This is a genomic window from Polaribacter sp. MED152, assembly GCF_000152945.2.
Taxonomy (GTDB): domain Bacteria; phylum Bacteroidota; class Bacteroidia; order Flavobacteriales; family Flavobacteriaceae; genus Polaribacter.
Genome location: NC_020830.1, coordinates 63593 through 83207 on the forward strand (window position 1 = coordinate 63593; position 19615 = coordinate 83207).

Below are 19615 nucleotides of genomic sequence, written 5' to 3' on the forward strand. Positions count from 1 at the left end.
CTTTATAAAGAAATGTATCTTTGATATTTTAAGATTTATATGATAAAAAACCCTGCTAAATTCAATAAAGAGCTACACCAAAAGTTTCCTCATACACCAACAAAAAAACAGGGAGAATTGCTTAATTTACTAAGCAATTTTATCTTTAATGAGGATAAGAATACCTTGTTTTTATTAAAAGGTTATGCAGGTACTGGTAAAACCACTACTATAAGTACGTTTGTAAATTCTTTATGGTCTGCGCAAAAGAAATCTGTTTTGTTGGCACCTACAGGTAGAGCTGCCAAAGTAATTTCTGTTTATTCAAAAAGACCTGCCTATACTATTCATAAAAAAATATATTTTCCTAAGAAACAAGCTAATGGTGGTGTAGATTTTGTTTTGCAACAAAACAAGCATAGAAATACCATTTTTATTGTAGACGAATCTTCGATGATTCCAGACTCTAGGCAGAATCAAAAGCTTTTTGAAAACGGATCTTTGTTAGATGACCTAATAAATTATGTAGACAAAGGGCATCAATGTAAATTAATATTTATTGGAGATACAGCTCAATTGCCTCCTGTAAAACTTACTTTAAGTCCTGCTTTAGATGCAGATACTTTATCAATCGATTATCAAAAAAATGTTATTGAGATAGAGTTAGATGAAGTTATGCGTCAGCATGAAAACTCTGGAATTTTAGCGAATGCAACACAATTAAGGTTTTTAATTCAGAATGATGGTTTAGATTTTAAGTTTGATCTAGATTATCCAGACATTATAAGGTTAGAGGATGGTTATGATATAGAGGATGCACTAGTTTTAGCATATGAAAATGATGGAGTAGAAGATACTGCCTTTATTGTGCGTTCTAATAAAAGAGCAAATCAATACAACCAACAAATTCGAATGAATATTAGAGGGCAAGAAAATGAAATTTCTGCTGGTGATTTTGTGATGGTTGTAAAGAATAATTACTTCTGGTTAAAAGAATCTTCGGATGCTGGATTTATTGCAAATGGTGATATTTGTCAGGTTCTAAAAATCCTATCAATTAAGGAGTTGTATGGTTTTAAATTTGCTGAGGTAGAATTAAGAATGATAGATTACCCTAACATGGCTCCTTTTGAAACGGTATTGTTATTGGATACCATTTCTAGTGAAAGCCCTTCATTGACGTATGAAGAATCGAATAAGTTATATCAAGCAGTTAAGGAAGATTATGCAGATGAAAAATCGAAGTACAAGCAGTTTTTAGCTATTAAAAAGAACATATATTTTAATGCTTTACAGGTAAAGTTCTCTTATGCAATGACGTGTCATAAATCTCAAGGAGGACAGTGGAAAACTGTATTTATTGAGCAGCCTTATTTGCCAAATGGAGTTTCTAAAGAATATTTTAGATGGTTGTATACAGCTATTACAAGAACTCAAGAAAAACTATACTTAATAGGTTTTAAAGATGAGTTCTTTTTAGATTAACGAATTAAATAACTTACGATTATCGTTCCATATTTATTACCATAAGTATATCTTAAATCTTCAGATTTACTAGTATTATAATTAAAAGCATAGCCAAAATTAAAACGATTTGCGGTAAACTTTAGACCAACCTCAATATCAAAAACAACAGGAATCAATTCTTTAGTGACCTCACTACCTTTGTTTAAAAAGCTACCCTGTAAAGTAGCATCATAAAGTGCATACCTAACCATTGGTTTTATATAAAAGAAAGATTCGCCCTCTCTTTTATAAATAGTATTGTTGTTATTTAGGTTTGTGTTGTAAGCTATGGTATTCATTAAATCTTGAAGAGGTATAAAACCTAATCTTAGATTTAAACCAGCTGAGATATCTGTATAAATAGTTCCTATTTGTGCTTTTGTTTCTAAATTTAAGTCAAAAGTTTTGCTTTCGTTAGTGGCTAATCTCTGAATGTAAGATGCTCCTAAATTGAAACCTAATGCATTTTGAATTTGGTGTTTCCAGCCTTCAGCTTTCTGAAATCCGTAAATATTATGAATAAACTCTTGCAATTCTTGGCCATATGCATTTGGTCCTACAATACCAATTTGAACTCCGTAGTTTAAAATTTTATTTTCTTTGTATACATTTTTTATTGAAAATCCTCCATATAAATAGCCTGCAAAGGGTCTATCATGATCGCTAATATCTGTTACAATAGCTTTATATGGTGTAAACATTTCATGACCCAATTGCCATTCAAATATTTTCTTGGCAAGTTTATCATTAGAAGTGTTGTTAATATATCTGTAATTTAAAAACATTCCATTTGTATAATATCGATCTCTTTTAAAAGAAACATAAAGGTCATTGTCTGTAACAAAACTAAATTCCTTAGAAAACTTATCTTGAGAAAAAATGAGAAATGGAATTAAGAAGAAGGCAATTGCAAAAGCGTTTTTCATAGGTTACAAATATAATTTTTACTATTTAAAATGATAAATATTTAACACGATAATAAAAAAAAGGTTTTATTTTTAGGGTTCTTAATTTTAAAGAAAAGATCTATGGGAAGATTAACGGAAGAAGATTTCGAAACCATTAGCACTAGCGAAGATTTATTAAAGCTAATAAAAGAAAAGAATGTTTCGTTTTCTAAGGTTAAAAAAACGCTTTCTTATAATGAGGAGTTACGTCTGTTACAAATAGAATTGGTTAAATTACAAAACTACATTTCTTTAAATAATAAAAGAGTTGCCATAATTTTTGAAGGAAGAGATGCAGCAGGTAAGGGTGGTAATATTCGTAGGTTTATGGAGCATTTAAACCCAAGATCTACTAGGTTAGTGGCTTTAAATAAACCTACAGAAGTAGAAAAAGGGCAATGGTATTTTCAAAGATATATTAAAGAACTTCCAAATCCTGGTGAGATTGTGTTTTTTGATAGAAGCTGGTACAATAGAGCAGTAGTAGAGCCTGTAATGGGTTTTTGTACAGAAAGTCAGTACAAGCAATTTTTAGTTCAAGTTCCTGAGTTTGAGCATATGATGTATGAAGATGGTGTAATTATTATCAAATTTTGGTTATCAATCACAAAAGAGGAACAAGGAAAACGATTTGAAGGTAGAAAAGAAAATCCTTTAAAAAGATGGAAATTTAGTCCTGTAGATAGACAGGGTCAAATTTTGTGGGATAAATACACACATTATAAAGAAGAAATGTTTTCTAAAACCCATACTTCTTATAGTCCATGGGTTATTATAAAAACAAACGACAAAATGTCTGCTAGATTAGAGGCAATGAGGCATGTACTTTCTCAATTTGATTATGAAGGAAAATCTGAGGCAGGTACAGCAGTAAATCCAGATCCTAACATTGTAATGCGTTATTACAGATCTAGTATTCATAAAATAGATTAAAAGAGTATGAGTCATAAATTATCAGAATCAGATTTAAAGAAATTAAATTCTAAAAAGGGTTTACTTGCACTCTTATCTAAGCAACCATTGAGTGTTGAAAAAGCCTTGAGATATGTCACCTATCAGAAAAAATTAAAAAAGCTTCAAGTAGAATTAATTAGAATGCAAACTTGGGCTATAAATAATGATGAAAGAATTATTGTAGTTTTTCAGGGAAGAGATGCAGCAGGAAAAGGTGGTGCTATTCGAAGAATTACAGAAAGAATTAATCCACGTTTTATGCGTATTGTGGCTTTACCAAAACCTACTAAAGATGAGCAGAGTCAATGGTATTTTCAAAGATATGTAGAGCAGTTGCCTAAAGCAGGAGAAATGGTTTTCTTTGATAGAAGTTGGTACAATAGAGCAGTAGTAGAGCCTGTAAATGGTTTTTGTACTTTAGAAGAGTACAATACTTTTATGAATCAGGTAAATGATTTTGAAAGAATGATTTTAGAATCGGGCATTCACTTGGTTAAAATATACATGTCAATTTCTAAAAAGGAACAAGCTAAGCGTTTTGCAGATATTAAGAGCGATCCTTTAAAACAATGGAAAATGACTAAATTAGATGAGAAGGCTCAAGATCTTTGGGATCAATACACAGAATACAAAAATGCCATGTTCGAAAAAACCAATACAGTTTTATCTCCTTGGAAAATTATAAGAGCAAATAGAAAGACAGAAGCAAGAATAAATGTCATTAATCATGTTTTAAAAAGTATTCCCTATGATAAAAATTTAGAAATTTAGTACATACTATTTTCTATAAAAATGAGTTATACTTTAGACCTTGAGTAAAGTTTTATGAAAAAAAACCAATCTAAACTACTTTTTTTTTTCTTATTCTTAGTACAATTTGCATGGACTCAAACAGCTCCAGAAGCAAATAATGACAGCAATACAACAGAGCAAAATACCAATTTAACGGTCTCATCTCCAGGTTTATTAGGCAATGATACAGATCCAAATGGAGATACATTATTAGTAACCGAATTTTTAATTAATGGCACAACCTATAATGCAAATGAAACTGCATCAATTATAGAAGGTGATTTAACAATTAATGCTGATGGAAGTTATAATTATGAACCTGCACAAGATTTTTTAGGTAATTTCCCTACGGTTACGTATACCATTTCAAACGGAGTTGAAACAGATTCTGCTAATTTAAATATCACTGTAATTTTACCTCCAATAGCTCCAGAAGCTAACGATGATACTTACGAAACTGAAGTAAATACACCTTTAAATATATCATCTCCAGGAGTTTTACAGAATGATACAGATGCAAATGGAGATACATTATTAGTAACCGAATTTGTAATTAATGGTACAACCTATAATGCAAATGAAATTGCAGCAATTGCAGAAGGTGATTTAACCATAAATGCTAACGGAAGCTTAAACTTAAACCCTACTTTTAACTATGTAGGAGATTTACCAACCATAATTTATAGAATTTCAGATGGTTCACTTATAAGCGCAGCAAACATAAATATAGCTGTTGTTTTTCCGCCAACTGCTCCAATTCCTATGGATGATTATGACACTGTAGAAATCAATACTACATTAAATGTTGCTGCTCCAGGTGTTTTAGCAAACGATACAGATATTAATAATGATGTTCTAACAGTAACTGAATTTGTTATAAATGGTGTAGGGTATCCTGCAGGTACTGTCGCTGTTTTTGCAGAAGGTAGTTTTACTATAAATGCTGATGGTAGCTATCAATTTGTGCCAACACCAAACTATTTTGGAGATGTACCTGTAATTACCTACAGAATTACAGATGGTACTTTTCAAGGACAAGCATTATTATTCTTTACAGTTGAACGTATTACAGATTTGTTGAATATTGCCAGTTTTAATAGTTGTAACCAAGGTTATACAGTAGATGGCACTTATAAAGTTCGTTATACCATGGTTTTGGAAAATACCAGTACAGCAAGAGATTATAACGAGTCTAGCCTATTAAGAAATATAGATATAGTTTCAGATTTACAAGGTACATTTGGAACGGGTTGTGTAGTGGAGGTATCCGAATTTAATATTGAGAATAATACCTTTACTAGAGATTTTGTAAATGATGGTGCCTACCCTAGAGAGTTTACAAATGCAGCTATGAATGGAAGTTTTTTAAACAGTACATCTACTTCTGTTTTTAACCAGAATGCTATTGATAATTTAACTTTGTACCCAAGGCAAAATGTCACTGTTAGTTATTGTGTTACTATAGATCCTTTTTGTGATGGTAGATCAAATCCTACTCCTGCAGGTTCTGGACTTGATTTTACCAACGATATTAACATTACAACAAATAGAGGTAATGATTCTGAATCTCTTACCCTAACCGATTTTCATACTACAGAAGCTATTGTTGCAGCAGGTTTATTTATTCCTGAATTTAATGATTCTTTAGATCCACCAGGTGTTATTAATTCAGATGGTACTTATGATTATATCAATTCTGTAATTATTACAAACGAAGGTACAGCTACTGCAAACAATATTAATTACAACATGGGTTTAGGTAATTTTATTGATAATGGAATTACCTTCACAGAACTCAGAATTCAACAAGCTTCAGGCCCAACTGTTACCATCAATCCTAATTATAATGGAGAGACAGATACATTTTTATTAGCACCTAATAATTCATTAGCTCCAGGAGAAGTTGTAGTATTAGAGTTATTTTATCTGATAGAACCATATGCATCCACTAGATATAGCTTTTTCTATCAAAATGGTAGGTCTTTTACCCAAGGAGCAGATGATAATTACGATGAAACAACTGCTGCAAGAAGAAGATCGGATTCTTATGTAACTTGGTCAGATAATTTGGGAGATCACTTAGATAGATACTATGTAGTAGGTTCGCCTACAGAAATCCCATCATCAGCCAATCAATGTGAATGTGTTACAAGCAGCATGCGTTTTCTGTTTGATACAGATACTGATGTATCAAAAACAATTACCTCAGTAAATGAAATGCCAAATGATATTTTAGAACATGAAGAGGTTACTTTCGAAATTACTTTTGAGAATAGTAGTGAAGCTGTTCAATTAACCAATTTACAATTGGTAGATGATTTAACCAATAGTTGTGGTGGTAATATTGTATCTGTAAATCCACCAATAATTTCAAGTTCTACAGCTACTACAAATCCTACACTAAATGCCAATTTTAATGGTGTTTCAGATACTGATATTTTTATAGGTACAGATGGTGTTCTTATGGCAGATGAAACTATTACTGTACAATTTTCGGTAGTCTATTCAGAAGCTTGTATTGGCGATAATATTGCTACATTTTCTGCAAGAGATCCTTTAGGTTCAGCTGCAACCTCTAGTGCAACCATTACTGTAGATGCTTCTACAGATTCAGATGGAGATTCTATTATAAATTCTATTGATTTAGATGATGATAATGATACTATTCCAGATACTGAAGAGTATAATGGTCTAGATCCTTTGCAAGATGATGATGCCGATTTTATACCTAATTATAGAGATACAGATTTTGATGTAGATGCAAACGCAGATGGAATTGTAGATCTTTTTGATTTTGATAACGATGGTGTACCTAATCACTTAGATTTAGATTCTGATAACGATGGAATTTTAGATATCAACGAAGCAGGAAATGCAACTGAAGATACCAATAACGATGGTGTAACAGATAATAATGTTGGTGCAAACGGATTAGATAATTCTCTAGAAAGCGATGATTCTGCAACAGCAACTATCAACTATACACTTTTAAATTCTGATACCGATATTAACTTTAATTATCTAGATATAGATTCTGATGGAGATGGAATTGTAGATAATATAGAAGCACAATTAACCACAAATTACATCACCTTAAATGGTGTTGTAAATAATTTGGGTATAGATACTGCATATCCAAATGGTTTAGATCCTATTGATACAGAAAATGATGGAATAGCAGATTATTTAGATCTAAATTCAGATGATGACATTCGTGAAGATATCATTGAAGGTTGGGATACTGATGCAGATGGAACAGCTGAAACTATTGCTTCTAATTCAGATGTTGATAATGATGGGTTAGATGATGCTTTTGATACTGATGATACTATTGTAAACCCTACCAATAATCAAACACCACTTAGCTTTCCAAATGAAGATAATATAGATACTGAAGAAAGAGATTGGAGAGAAATAATTGCTATAGAAATATTAATTTCTGATGTAACAGAAACCGAAGGAAATATCTTTGATTTTGTGTTGACTTTGGTTACTAAAAGAGATAATTCTGTTTTAATAGAAAGTGCCTCTCCAATAGTAATTAACTTTTCTACTGCAGGTGGTACAGGAACAACAACTCAATTTGAAGTTGCTACAGCACCTTTTGATTTTACACCTGTAAATAATGTAGATTTTACAATTCCACCATTCACAAACACAACACAATTTTCTGTAACTTCTTTAGAAGATAACATTGCTGAATTATCAGAATTATTTTCTTTGAATGGAGCTGTAACTTCCAACAATACAGATAATACTACAATTACAGGAATTGGAACTATTTTAGATAATGATGATCCTCCTTCAATTACCATGAACGATTCTAGAGAAGATGAAGGCATAGATTTGGTTCATACCATTACAATTAGCAATCCATCCTCAACACCCATTGCTATTAATATCAATACTAATGATGATTTAGCCATAAGTCCAGATGATTATACTGCGATTTCAGATGTTGGAGTGATTGAAGGTACAGTAGATCCTAACAATGCAAATACGCAAGTCTCCTTCTCAATAAGTTCTAACCTAGATAATTTAAATGAGTTAGATGAAGAAAATTTAGCTGTTATAGGTGTTGTTACAAGTAATAATGTGGGTGTAGAAGATTTATCAAAGGTGGCAATTATTGTTGATGTTGATCCAAATCCGTTTATAGAAATTACAAACCCTATAGTAGAAGAAGGGAATGTATTAGAATTTACCATCACTTTGCTAAATGCAAACGCTGAACCTATGCAAAATTATTTACCAATCAATATCATTTTAGAAACGATAGATGATACTACTTTTGCAACAGAAGATTATGAACCTATAAATATTTTAACGAGCATACCTGCTTTTACATCAACAATAAGCCAAAATGTAATTACTGTAGATGATCGATTGAATGAAGAAACAGAACAACTGTTTTTACAAACAACCACTAATTTAGATAACATCGCAAATACAACTATGCCAAGAGGTATAGGTACTATTAAAGATAATGATTATCCTAATTTGTTTTCTCCAAATGGAGATGGAGTAAGTGATGTTTTCAAAATTTCTGGAATCGTAGAAGATTATCCAAATTTTAGGTTGGTTATCGTAAATCGATTAGGAAATGAAGTGTATAACTACAGCAATAATGGAAATGTAAATCCTTCTTGGTGGGATGGAACTTTCAACGGAAACCCTGTTTCTACAGGAGTATATTTTTATACCTTAGATTATAATGATGGTGTTACCAAACCAAAATCTAACTTTATACAGCTAATAAGATAATGAGAAATGTAAAATCATTTATCGGAAAAATAAAATGCCAAAAGCAACCGTTTTTGAGTGTTCTGTTTTTGCTTATTAGTTCTTTTTGTCTGTCTCAACAACTGCCCAATTACACACAATATTTGTATAATATGCAAATTATAAACCCTGCTTATGTTGGTACAAGAGCAGAATTAAGTATGTCTGCTTTGTCTAGAGAACAGTGGGTTGGCTTAGAAGGTGCACCAACTACAAGAACGTTTTCTGTAAATGGACGAACTAGAAGAGGTCTGGGTATAGGAGCTACCTTTGTAAATGATCAAATTGGTTTAACTACTACTAATAATGTAAATGTTGATGTTTCTTACACTTTAATAACATCAAAATACAGCAGATTGTCTTTCGGTTTAAAAGGGGGTGTCACTTTTTTTGATAACAATTTGGCTAACGCAATTACGCCAGATAATGAAATAAATGCATCCATTTCAGGTAACTATCCTAATGTTGGTTTTGGTGCCTTCTTTTACAATAGAAAGTTTTATGCAGGTTTATCTATGCCTTATATTTTAGAAACACCACAATTTTATATAGAAGAAAATTTTTCTGAGGCAAGGTTGGCTACAAATGCAAATTACTTTTTAACTACAGGTTATCTGTTCGAATTGAGAGAAGGTGTAATTTTTAAACCATCTACAATGGTTAGGTACACAGCTAACTTACCTTTATCAATAGACTTAAATGCTAATATTTTCTATAAAGATAAAATTGAAGCAGGCTTGTCTTATCGTCATCAAAATTCTTTAAGTGCTTTGTTTGCATTAATAATCAAAGAAAAGTTTAGAGTAGGGTATGCTTATGACCATAGGTTTGAAGCTTTTGGAGGTAATTTTAGTACACACGAATTCATTCTTCATATAGATATCAATCTAAAAAGAAACACAAGGTGGTTGTTAAGTAATAAGTGTTATTTCTAAGAAATAATTTCTTTTACTGCAGCAAAAATATAACCAATTTCTGTAGCTACTTTTTCACTTATTGCCAAATAGTTAGCCTCTTGTTCATTTGTACCATCAAAAGTTTTGAGCTCATTTAAAGGTAAATGATAACACTGAATTGCATTAGATATTAATGGGCAATGTTCTTCAGCTTTCTTGCTAGTAGTAATTGCTATAAATGGCTCTTTATTTGCTGAATTATCATACAATTTAGAAAAAACAATAATTGAATTTCTAGAATCACTGTAAGAAACACTGTATTTTGGATTTTGATGCGCAAAGTCTTCTAATTGAAAACTAAAACCAGTTTTCTGTAAGGTTTTAATTGTATTTCTATGAAAAGAAGATACCTCTAAACCACCAGAAAATGAATGTATATTCAGTCCATAATGATGTGCAGCTAAAAAAGCCCATGCTTGGCAAAGTTGACTTTCTCGAGAGTTGTCAGAGCATATAAAATTAAGATTAACAATCTCATTTTTAGTATATTCTTTGGCTATAGACTCTGCAATTTGAAGCAATAAATTTCTTCTACCTTCTAAGAAATTATTTTTCTTAGTGGCGTTGATAAAGAAACTTTTTGCAGAAATATTAGAAGTCCTCAACATCATTAATTATTTTTACTGCAAAAATAAGACTTACCATTATTTTTCGAAATTAAGATACAGTTAAGAATGCGTTTAGAAATTGGAAACAAAGTGGCTGTTTTAGATGATGTTTTAAAAGGCATTGTTGTTGCTATTGATGGTAATTCTATAACCATTGAGACTGAAGATGGAATGCTATTTAAGTTTGCTGAAAACGAGTTGGTTAAAATAGAAGCAGATCAATACGAATTGTCCAAATTTTCAGACATTAATAATCCACTTTTAAAAGAGAAAATTAGCGATTCAAAATCTAAAAAAAGCCTTTTTACTAAGACTAAAAATGAGGTGATTTTAGAAGTAGATTTACATATAAATCAACTTGTAAAATCTACGAGAGGATTAGATAATTATGATATGCTAAACCTACAGTTATCTACTGCAAAAAGAAAAATTGAGTACGCAATTTCTAAAAGAATTTCTAAAATAGTTTTTATTCATGGAGTAGGAGAAGGTGTTTTAAGGGCAGAACTTACTAGCCTTTTAAACAGATATCCTGTAAAATATTACGATGCTTCGTATAAAAAATATGGCTTAGGAGCTACAGAAGTTTATATCTATCAAAACGTGAATTAATTGTACTTTTGCAGTATGAATGCCATTTATTTAGACAATGCTGCTACAACCAAAATAGATGACGAGGTTTTACAAACGATGCATAAAAGTATGCAAGATGTTTTTGGGAATCCGTCTTCCACGCACCAATTTGGTAGAAAAGCAAAATCAGCAGTAGAAACTGCTAGAAAAAATATAGCAAAATATTTGAATGTAACTGCTAGTGAAATTGTTTTTACTGCAGGAGGTACAGAAGCAGATAATTTAATCTTAAAAAATGCTGTCTTAAATTTAGGAGTAAAAACTATAATTACTTCTAAAATAGAGCATCATGCAGTTTTACATACTTGTGAATTTTTAGAAAAATCAGAAAATATTTGTTTAGAATTTGTTGATGTTAATGCAGATGGTACAATCGATTTAAAGCATTTAGAGCAATTATTATCTAATGCTTCAACAAAGGTCCTTGTGAGTCTTATGCATATTAATAACGAAATTGGTACTATTTTACCGCTAAAAAAAGTTAGCTTACTTTGTAAGACTTATAATGCTTATTTTCATTCAGATACTGTACAAACTATTGGTCATTTTGCTTTAGATTTAGCTGAGGTAGCAATAGATTTCATTGCAGCAAGTGCACATAAATTTCATGGGCCAAAAGGTGTTGGTTTTGCTTATTTTAAAAAAGGATCTGGAATTTTGCCTATGTTTCATGGTGGAGATCAAGAAAGAGGAGCAAGGTCTAGTACAGAAAACGTACACAGTATTTTAGGTATGCAAAAAGCAATGGAAATTGCTTACACAAATTTAGAGAATGATAAAAAACACATTATAGAATTAAAACAATTTTTTGTTGATGGATTAAAAAATATCTCAAAAAATATTAGTTTTAATGGTAATTCTAATGAAGCTGATAAAAGTACTTATACTATTTTAAATGTGCGTTTTCCTTTACAGAATGATATGTTGTTATTTAGTTTAGATATGTCAGGAATTGCAGTTTCAGGAGGTTCTGCTTGTCAAAGTGGAAGCAATAAAGGATCTCATGTTTTGGCAGAAATACTTTCTGATAAAGATGCGGATAACACTTCAGTGCGTTTTTCTTTCTCAAAATTTACTACAAAAGATGAGTTAGAGATTACGCTAAAAAAAATAGAAGAGCTACTATAAAGCAGCTCTTCTAAGGTTAAAAAGAATTTTAAATTAATTGATAATCAATTTCTTTAAAATTTTGCCCTCAACATTTTGAGACATTACAATATACAAACCTTTTTCTAAATCATTGATAGAAAACGCGTTATTTGGTTCAAAATTTCCAATAAATTCTTTGATTTGCTTTCCATTAACATCAAAAATTACAACTTTTGATGCTGATACAGATAGACTAAAAGCTTCCTTTGCAGGGTTTGGGTATAATGAAACTGAATCATCGAAAAATAGATTTTCGGTAGATAAAACTGCTGCTTTATTACCATAAACCTTAAATTCTCCTGGAGCTAAGCTTATTAAATTATTGGTATTGCTAACATTTAAAGTTGCATTATCCTCTAACAAATCATACCAAATACCTGTTTGTTGAAATACAGGATTGATATTCTGTGTAGTTAAACCAAAATTACCAACCACAGTAATGTATTGCATATCTGAAGCAGATGCATCAGATAGTTGAATCTTTTTCAATCCATTTGAATTCGAAGCATCGATAGTAAAATCTGAAGTTTTAAAAACATCGTATTTTAATTTTAACTGAATTAACTTACTCCAAGTATTGTAGATAGATTTTCGGTTTTCATCATCAAAATAGTTCCATAAAATAGGTTTGTTTCCAGTTCTTCCATTTTGGTTGATGCTGATATCATACCCTAACTCACCAAATTGCCAAATCATTTTAGGACCAGGTACTGTAAAGTAAAAAGCACCTGATAACTCCATTTTTTCTAAGGCAGTTGTAGTGGTTTTTATATTATAAGAACCATTAGAATACCCATTGGTTATTGCAGCATAGGTAAGTCTTTCTTCATCATGACTCTCCATATAACTAACGTTTGCAGGTACAGACCAACCTCTGTTTTTGTAAGAAATCCAGTCAAAATTAGAAGCACCACTAGTATTGTTTCCAATGGTAGCATTGGTGTAACTTCCATGATGATTTCCCCAAACCATGATTCCTTTTCCTTCATCAAGTCTGTAGTTAATCCATTTTGTTTCTTCAGAATTTTGACCTAAGTGTTCAAAAATGATGTAAAAATCTGGATCAATTTCCCATTGATAATCTGCATACTCTTTTAATACTTCAACTCTATCTGCTTGTTCAGAGTTTGTACAACCTTCATCTGAGCTAGAGCAATTTTGTGTAAAACCTTTAGTTAAATCCCATCTGAAACCATCAATTTTGTATTCTTCTATTAGGTATTGAGTTGTTCTTTTTACATAGTCTTTTACACCTTGTTTTTGATGATTAAAATCATTAAAAACACTATAACTATGTGTAGCTACTACATTAAAAAATGGGCTGTCTGCACTTGCTTGTCCTTGAGTACCTCCATTATCTGTATTGTACATTCTATAAAATGGATGCTGACCTGTTGCATGGTTATATACCACATCTAAAATTACAGCAATTCCTCTTTTATGACATTCATCTACCAATTGTTTAAAAGCAGTTCTAGAACCATAATATTTGTCTATTGCCATGTGAAAAGAAGGATTGTATCCCCAAGAAAGATTACCATCAAACTCGTTTATTGGCATAAATTCAATTGCATTAATACCTAAACCTTCTAAGTAATCTAACCTTGCTTTCACAGCATCAAAACTATGTAGGTTATCAAAATCTCTAACAAGTAATTCATAAATTACTAAGTCAGTTTTAGCGGGCTTGGTAAAATTAGTAGTTTGCCAAACATAATCTGGTTCGCCAGTTTTAAAGAACGTTACAGCATCTGTTGTTTTGTTAGAAGGGTAAGAAGGTAAATTAGGATAGGTTGTACTATCAATATAAATATCTTCTGTAGGATCTAAAATTTGTGTAGAATAAGGATCTGCAATACGAATTTTTGCATCTACCAAATATTGATACATATGATTTGTATCTGGATTTAAGCCTGTTAGTTCTATCCAAAAACGATCTTTACTGCTGTCTTTTTTTAGTAAATAATTATTGTCTATTTCCCAATTATTAAAATCACCAATTACGTGCACAAATTCTTTATTTGGTGCATATAAAACCAATGTAGCTTTAGTATTGTCAGTAGAATTAATAGTTAAACCATCTTTTATATTTAATGGTAATGCAGCTTCTGTAACTGTTGGTTTTACAACCACGTTAAATTCTGTGGTTTGAATATCACCATTATTGTTTGCTTCTAATACAAAAGCTGTGTTTTCTGTAGGCGTTAATGAAAAACTATAATTTGTATTATTCATTTGTTGATCTATAGAAACACCATTTGCTTTTAAATTAAAGTTAGCTTGCAAAGAGGTTGTGGCTGTAATTTGAAAATTGGTTCCACTATCTAAAATGGTTGTAGTTTGTGAAGGTGCAGTTAAATTGATTTGAAACTTTCCAACATCATACAATTGATCTTGAGATTTTTTATCTCCTTCACCATTCTTTGCTTTTACCAAAAAACCGATTCTACCTATACCAGTTCTATTATAGAAATTTGCAGGAGTAAAGCTAATCGAATAAGTGCCATCACCATTATTGGTTAATTTTTGAGCTTCATTAGAGTTTGTCCAAGTACCATTTGTTGGAGAATCTGCAATGTTCTCAAAATTTGAATCGAAAGACCAAGCCCATAAATAAATATCTGAAACACCCCAAGTAGCAGGATTTACATCAGCTACTGTAATTGTAATTTCTTCGTTTTCTTCAAATGTTGCTGGGCTAACAGAGAAGTTAGCATTTTGAACTTGCGCAAATGCAAAAGATGAAATAAAAAGGAATAAAATGTATATATTTTTTTTCATAAGAATTTGATTAAAAAATAAGAGCTACCTAAAAAGATAGCTCCTAAAATTTTTAAAAGAATATTAATTCTTGGTATAAGTCGGTGCATCTGGATCAGAAAAATCTAATACAAACGTATAAGTACCAGCAGTGGTATTTAAGTTACCACCATTTAATTCTAATACTCCATCACCATCAGAATCTCCATAATTAGTTCCCCAATCATTGTTAGCTCTAAATTTATATTCACCATCAATTAAGGTAACGTTTTCTAAAACCCAAACATCATTAAAAGGTTTAGACCAGTCTCTTCTAAACTGTGCATCTGCAGTAGCACCCCAATCATTATAAGCACCACCTACAAGACCCCAAACATTTGTTACAGGCTCTAAAGTGTATGTTAAATCATTTAGATTTACAGTAGCAAAATAAGTACCAGCAGTTGCAGCAATATTTGCTCCTCCAGGATCTAAAGTTCCATCTACACCATCATCACCCCAATTGGTTCCCCAATCGTTGTTTAATCTGAACTTCATTTCACCATCTGTTAAAGTAACTAAACCTCTAAATACATCTGAAAACGGATCGTATTCTAGCATTAAATCTGGAGTAGCACCCCAATCATTAGCAGCAGAGCCAACGATACCTAAAGAGAAATTCTCAATAGAATAGGTCATGTTATTTAAATCTAAGCCAATTTTATAAGAACCAGCAGAAACAGCAATGTTTGCTCCATTAGAGGTAACTGAACCTCCAGTTGCGCTATCACTACCTAAGTTGTTGCTCCAATCGTTATTTTCTCTAAACTTAAATTCACCATCAACTAAATTTACATAGGCTACTAACTCACCATCTACATCTGTTTTAAAGAATGGTAAATCTGGAGTAGCACCCCAATCATTAGCCGCAGAACCTACTATACCCCAAGTGGTTGATAAGTCTAAAACTGTTAAATAGGTAGTTACATTAATAGTTACAGTTTCAGTAGTTCTTTCTAAAACAGTACCTGATGCAGCATCAGTAATAACAGATCTTAATCTCATTTCTAAATCTCCAGCAGCATCTACAGCAATACCAGATTGAATAGCAACACTATTAAGTTGTGAATTAGTTAATGAAATAGCATTCATATTACGTACAGAACCAACTTCTATAACATCTGCAAAAGACGTATTTGGAGCTGCAGCTTCTAATGTGTAATCTATATCAATAGATAAAGTTGAATCTAAAATAGGATCATCCCAAGTTACGTTTACAGCCTCTAAATCATTGTTATCTAAAGTTAAAACAAACGAATCTCCATCAGAAATACTAGCAAACTCAGGTGCATCTACAGGATAAGTTGTTACTAATAACAAGATAGAGTTAGAAGTATTACCACCTGATTGTACTCTCATATAAACTGCAACATCTCTAAAATTAGTAACGCCAGCATTATTTATGGCATCATTAAAATCACTAACAGTCATAGAGAAATTGCTGTTTGTAGTAGTTCCTAATGTTATAGGACTTGTAAATTCGGCATCTGTAGCCATTTCTACAGTGTAGTCTGACCCTGCTTTTAATTCATCTTGCCAAGAAATAGTAAAGGCAGGATTACTTGGAAGTGCAAAGTTTAAAAACACACTACTAATACCTGGTGTATCTAATGTAAATGCAGCTTCTGGGCTTGTTAATGTTAAGCTATCTTCAACTTCACAAGAACCTAAAAGTAAGGTTAATGAAAGTAGGAGGTAACTTACTCTTTTTAAATATTTTTTCATTTTATATTTTTTAAGATTTGTTTATTATAAGTTTAAAGGAATTAAAATATAACGTCCTGTTAAGTCATTAAACCAAACATCGTAATCATCCTCTACAATAACAGGTATTGCACTACCTCCATTTGTAGCTACTCCAGAAAATGAAGATTCGCTACCCCAATTTGCACCACTATCTGTAACAAAAGAAACTTCTCCAGGAGTAAGTCTAACACTATTTGCATACCATAAGTGCCCATCAAAAGATAATTGGTTCATTGCTATGTTTGCTGTACTTGAACCTTGTAAAGTTAAAGATGCAGGACTTGTAATTCCTGATGCATCAAAACTATCGAAGCTAAAAGTGTTGCTAGCAAAATTGATTTTAAAAGTATAGAAACCTTCAGGTATTCCATCTCCTCCTGCATAAGGAAAACGTTCTGGGTCAGAACCACTTCCTAAGTTAGCACCAACATCTCCAGATGATGTTCCATCAGGATTTTTAGAAGCACTATCTGTTCCATATTGAGGTTGCCATAAACCTTTTGTAGAAAGTACTTTGAAATGACCGTTTGCTGAAAATTTTCCAGTGTAGTAATACACATTACTATCACTTGCATCTCTAAAAAGAGCTGGATTATTATTGTTGTTATCCCAACCTGGAGCGGTTGCATCACCTACCAAATAAAAGTCATTGAATATATAGTTAAAGTAAGGATACACATTAAACTGAATGGTATTCGAAATTGAACTTTGAGAGCTTTGAGAGCCTAAAGTTGAAATTACACGTGTATACAATGGTGCCCACTCAAAAGGGTTTAACCCTGCATTACCTGCTGCTGAATTTACTTCGTTTACAGATAATGTAACCGATGTTCTACCTGTTACAGTAGCAGCTACAACTGGTGAAGTAAATGCTTCATCCATAGAAAACTCTATGTTGTAATTAATAGAGGCTTGTTGTCCATAATCAGCTTCCATCCAATTTAGAGTTACAGCAGGATTGTTTGTGTTTACAGCATCTAATTCAAGTTCTGTAAAGCCAAGCTCTGCCAAAGTTGGTGGAGTTGGATTTGTTATGGTAAATAATTCAGAATTATCATCACATGAATTAAAGATTAACATAAATAATCCAATAAACGTAATTGCTGAAAATCTTTTTATATTTTTCATCATTTGTAATTTATTTAATAGTTAGTACCCAGGGTTCTGAGTTAAATTTGGATTAGAAGCTAAACTTGCAGATGGAATAGGGTATAAGTTTAGGTTACTTGGTAAAGCAATTCCGTTTGTACCATTACCTTTCCAAACCCAGTTATATGCACCTCCAGTAAATAAACCATATCTAACTAAATCTTGTCTTCTATGAGCTTCCCAATGCAATTCTCTAGATCTTTCATCTAAAATAAAATCTAAAGTAATGTCAGAAATTGTTAAATTATTCTGAGGATTATTTGCTCTACTTCTTAACGAGTTGATATAAGCTGCAACGTCTGCATCATTTGCACCAGAACCACCTCTTAAATGAGCTTCTGCATACATTAAATACACATCTGCTAATCTAAATAATGGGAAATCTGTATCTACAAATGTTTGATCTACACCAAAACTTCCTGTTGAAGTTGCATTAGAGTATTTCTCTAAAATGTATCCTTGATCTCTATCTGAAATATCTGTAATTTCTATATCTCTACCAGAAGAAATAATAGTATTTCTAGTATCGTTATTAAAAATACTTGGCTCAAAAAGTAAAGCTAATTGCTTTCTTACTCTTAGAGCTCCACCCCAACCACCAGCACTAACTCCTAAAGGAGCACCATTGGCTTCAATGCTTCCAACAGAACCGTTAATCATAACAGTAGTAGGACCAAAGTTTTGTGTGAAAGTTCCATCAGAAATTAGAGGAAAAATAATTTCATTAGCAGCTGAGTTTGTGTTGTTATCTGCCATAAAATTGTGCAAATAATTAGAGGCTAATGTATAGCCACCACCAATAATTTTATTACAATAATCAATACACTCTGTATATTTAGCTTGACCAATATATACTTCTGCATTTAAATAGATTTTTGCTAAAATCATCCAAGCAACTCCTTTACTTGCTCTTCCATGCTCTACAGCCATAGGGTCAGCTAAATCTGCTTCAATAGCAGTTAATTCCTGCTCTATAAAATCAAATAATTGAGCTCTATCGTACACAACAGATTGTTGGTTTATAGCATCGTCTTCAGTTAAGAAGTTTGCTTGACCAAAAAGATCCATCATGTAGTAATAAGACATTGCTCTTAATAATCTTGCTTCTGCTCTGTATGCTGTAATTTCTGCTCTTGTTGCTGCAGAAACATTTCTTTCGTCTAATTTTGCATCTGTAGTTTCTCTTAAGAAATTATTTGCGAATGCAATAGTTACGTGACTTCTACCAAACATTCCTAAAATGATAGGATCATCTGCATTCCAAATATTTCTTTGAATTTCACGGGTTCCAGGGTCATTTTCATAAGACCAAATCATTTGATCTGCAGATAATGTCTGTAGGTATAATAAAACTCTACCAAACTGACTTGTACCAGCATCTAAACCATCTATATTAGAAGAACCTGGGCCATCTACACCTGTTAAAGATAAGTTTGCATAAACACCTGCAAGTAATTCTTTGTAGGCAGTTTCATTGGCAAAGAAATCTTCTCCTAATAAATCTTGATCATCTTGAGGAGTAATGTCTAAATCACTAGTACAAGAAGATAGCGCAATTACTAACACCAAAAGGAAGGTTGTAATTTTGTCTATTTTTAAAATTCTTTTCATCATT

General features: G+C 31.8%; 13 protein-coding genes. 7 read left to right on the forward strand and 6 right to left on the reverse strand.

The window, feature by feature from the left end:
• Nucleotides 1-39: 39 nt before the first annotated feature.
• On the forward strand, nucleotides 40-1464 hold the full coding sequence (locus MED152_RS00305; protein ID WP_015479837.1) for an ATP-dependent RecD-like DNA helicase: 1425 nt from the start codon (nucleotides 40-42) through the stop codon (nucleotides 1462-1464).
• On the opposite strand, the gene MED152_RS00310 is transcribed toward MED152_RS00305, so the two are convergent.
• Complete coding sequence (locus MED152_RS00310) at nucleotides 1461-2411, reverse strand: lipid A deacylase LpxR family protein (RefSeq protein ID WP_015479838.1); 951 nt, start codon at nucleotides 2409-2411, stop codon at nucleotides 1461-1463. The genes MED152_RS00305 and MED152_RS00310 overlap by 4 nt on opposite strands.
• Nucleotides 2412-2513: 102 nt before the next feature.
• On the opposite strand from MED152_RS00310, the gene ppk2 (MED152_RS00315) reads away from it, so the two are divergent.
• From ppk2 (MED152_RS00315) to MED152_RS00330, 4 genes are read left to right on the forward strand one after another with little or no spacing between them, the layout of a single operon-like run.
• Complete coding sequence (ppk2, locus tag MED152_RS00315; RefSeq protein WP_015479839.1) at nucleotides 2514-3365, forward strand: polyphosphate kinase 2; 852 nt, start codon at nucleotides 2514-2516, stop codon at nucleotides 3363-3365.
• A gap of 6 nt (nucleotides 3366-3371) precedes the next feature.
• Nucleotides 3372-4157 carry a polyphosphate kinase 2 gene (gene ppk2 / locus MED152_RS00320; protein WP_015479840.1) on the forward strand — a complete coding sequence of 262 codons (786 nt, stop codon included), beginning with the start codon at nucleotides 3372-3374 and terminating at the stop codon, nucleotides 4155-4157.
• A gap of 54 nt (nucleotides 4158-4211) precedes the next feature.
• Entirely contained in the window at nucleotides 4212-8942 is a 4731-nt protein-coding gene (locus MED152_RS00325; RefSeq protein ID WP_015479841.1) for an Ig-like domain-containing protein, read from the forward strand.
• Nucleotides 8942-9895, forward strand: coding sequence for a type IX secretion system membrane protein PorP/SprF (locus MED152_RS00330; protein ID WP_015479842.1), 954 nt, complete (start codon nucleotides 8942-8944; stop codon nucleotides 9893-9895). The genes MED152_RS00325 and MED152_RS00330 overlap by 1 nt, the downstream gene beginning before the upstream one ends.
• On the opposite strand, the gene MED152_RS00335 is transcribed toward MED152_RS00330, so the two are convergent.
• Entirely contained in the window at nucleotides 9892-10527 is a 636-nt protein-coding gene (locus tag MED152_RS00335) for a hypothetical protein (protein ID WP_238559147.1), read from the reverse strand. The genes MED152_RS00330 and MED152_RS00335 overlap by 4 nt on opposite strands.
• Nucleotides 10528-10590: 63 nt before the next feature.
• Here MED152_RS00335 and MED152_RS00340 point away from each other — a divergent pair, with 63 nt between their 5' ends.
• Both MED152_RS00340 and MED152_RS00345 read left to right on the forward strand, forming a co-directional pair.
• Nucleotides 10591-11136, forward strand: a complete 546-nt coding sequence (locus MED152_RS00340; protein WP_015479844.1) for a Smr/MutS family protein — start codon at nucleotides 10591-10593, stop codon at nucleotides 11134-11136.
• Between the two features lie 15 nt (nucleotides 11137-11151).
• Entirely contained in the window at nucleotides 11152-12285 is a 1134-nt protein-coding gene (locus tag MED152_RS00345; RefSeq protein ID WP_015479845.1) for a cysteine desulfurase family protein, read from the forward strand.
• Nucleotides 12286-12318: 33 nt separating this feature from the next.
• On the opposite strand, the gene MED152_RS00350 is transcribed toward MED152_RS00345, so the two are convergent.
• The 4 genes from MED152_RS00350 to MED152_RS00365 all read right to left on the reverse strand — a co-directional run bounded on the left by MED152_RS00350 (nucleotide 12319) and on the right by MED152_RS00365 (nucleotide 19614).
• Entirely contained in the window at nucleotides 12319-15087 is a 2769-nt protein-coding gene (locus MED152_RS00350) for an alpha-amylase family glycosyl hydrolase (protein ID WP_015479846.1), read from the reverse strand.
• 63 nt (nucleotides 15088-15150) lie between these two features.
• Entirely contained in the window at nucleotides 15151-16830 is a 1680-nt protein-coding gene (locus MED152_RS13315) for a SusE domain-containing protein (protein ID WP_015479847.1), read from the reverse strand.
• Nucleotides 16831-16854: 24 nt separating this feature from the next.
• The gene (locus MED152_RS00360; protein WP_015479848.1) at nucleotides 16855-17982 is read right to left on the reverse strand and encodes a SusE domain-containing protein; all 1128 of its coding nucleotides are present in this window, start codon (nucleotides 17980-17982) and stop codon (nucleotides 16855-16857) included.
• Between the two features lie 18 nt (nucleotides 17983-18000).
• Nucleotides 18001-19614 (reverse strand): RagB/SusD family nutrient uptake outer membrane protein, encoded by a 1614-nt coding sequence (locus MED152_RS00365; protein ID WP_368085804.1) that lies wholly within the window; start codon nucleotides 19612-19614, stop codon nucleotides 18001-18003.
• Nucleotide 19615 lies beyond the last annotated feature (1 nt).

What these genes read in the sequence shown, in the direction of transcription:
- MED152_RS00305 (WP_015479837.1), top strand. Translation starts at nt 40, where the DNA reads ATGATAAAAAACCCTGCTAAATTCAATAAAGAGCTACACCAAAAGTTT.
- MED152_RS00310 (WP_015479838.1), bottom strand. Translation starts at nt 2,411, where the DNA reads ATGAAAAACGCTTTTGCAATTGCCTTCTTCTTAATTCCATTTCTCATT.
- ppk2 (WP_015479839.1), top strand. Translation starts at nt 2,514, where the DNA reads ATGGGAAGATTAACGGAAGAAGATTTCGAAACCATTAGCACTAGCGAA.
- ppk2 (WP_015479840.1), top strand. Translation starts at nt 3,372, where the DNA reads ATGAGTCATAAATTATCAGAATCAGATTTAAAGAAATTAAATTCTAAA.
- MED152_RS00325 (WP_015479841.1), top strand. Translation starts at nt 4,212, where the DNA reads ATGAAAAAAAACCAATCTAAACTACTTTTTTTTTTCTTATTCTTAGTA.
- MED152_RS00330 (WP_015479842.1), top strand. Translation starts at nt 8,942, where the DNA reads ATGAGAAATGTAAAATCATTTATCGGAAAAATAAAATGCCAAAAGCAA.
- MED152_RS00335 (WP_238559147.1), bottom strand. Translation starts at nt 10,527, where the DNA reads ATGATGTTGAGGACTTCTAATATTTCTGCAAAAAGTTTCTTTATCAAC.
- MED152_RS00340 (WP_015479844.1), top strand. Translation starts at nt 10,591, where the DNA reads ATGCGTTTAGAAATTGGAAACAAAGTGGCTGTTTTAGATGATGTTTTA.
- MED152_RS00345 (WP_015479845.1), top strand. Translation starts at nt 11,152, where the DNA reads ATGAATGCCATTTATTTAGACAATGCTGCTACAACCAAAATAGATGAC.
- MED152_RS00350 (WP_015479846.1), bottom strand. Translation starts at nt 15,087, where the DNA reads ATGAAAAAAAATATATACATTTTATTCCTTTTTATTTCATCTTTTGCA.
- MED152_RS13315 (WP_015479847.1), bottom strand. Translation starts at nt 16,830, where the DNA reads ATGAAAAAATATTTAAAAAGAGTAAGTTACCTCCTACTTTCATTAACC.
- MED152_RS00360 (WP_015479848.1), bottom strand. Translation starts at nt 17,982, where the DNA reads ATGATGAAAAATATAAAAAGATTTTCAGCAATTACGTTTATTGGATTA.
- MED152_RS00365 (WP_368085804.1), bottom strand. Translation starts at nt 19,614, where the DNA reads ATGATGAAAAGAATTTTAAAAATAGACAAAATTACAACCTTCCTTTTG.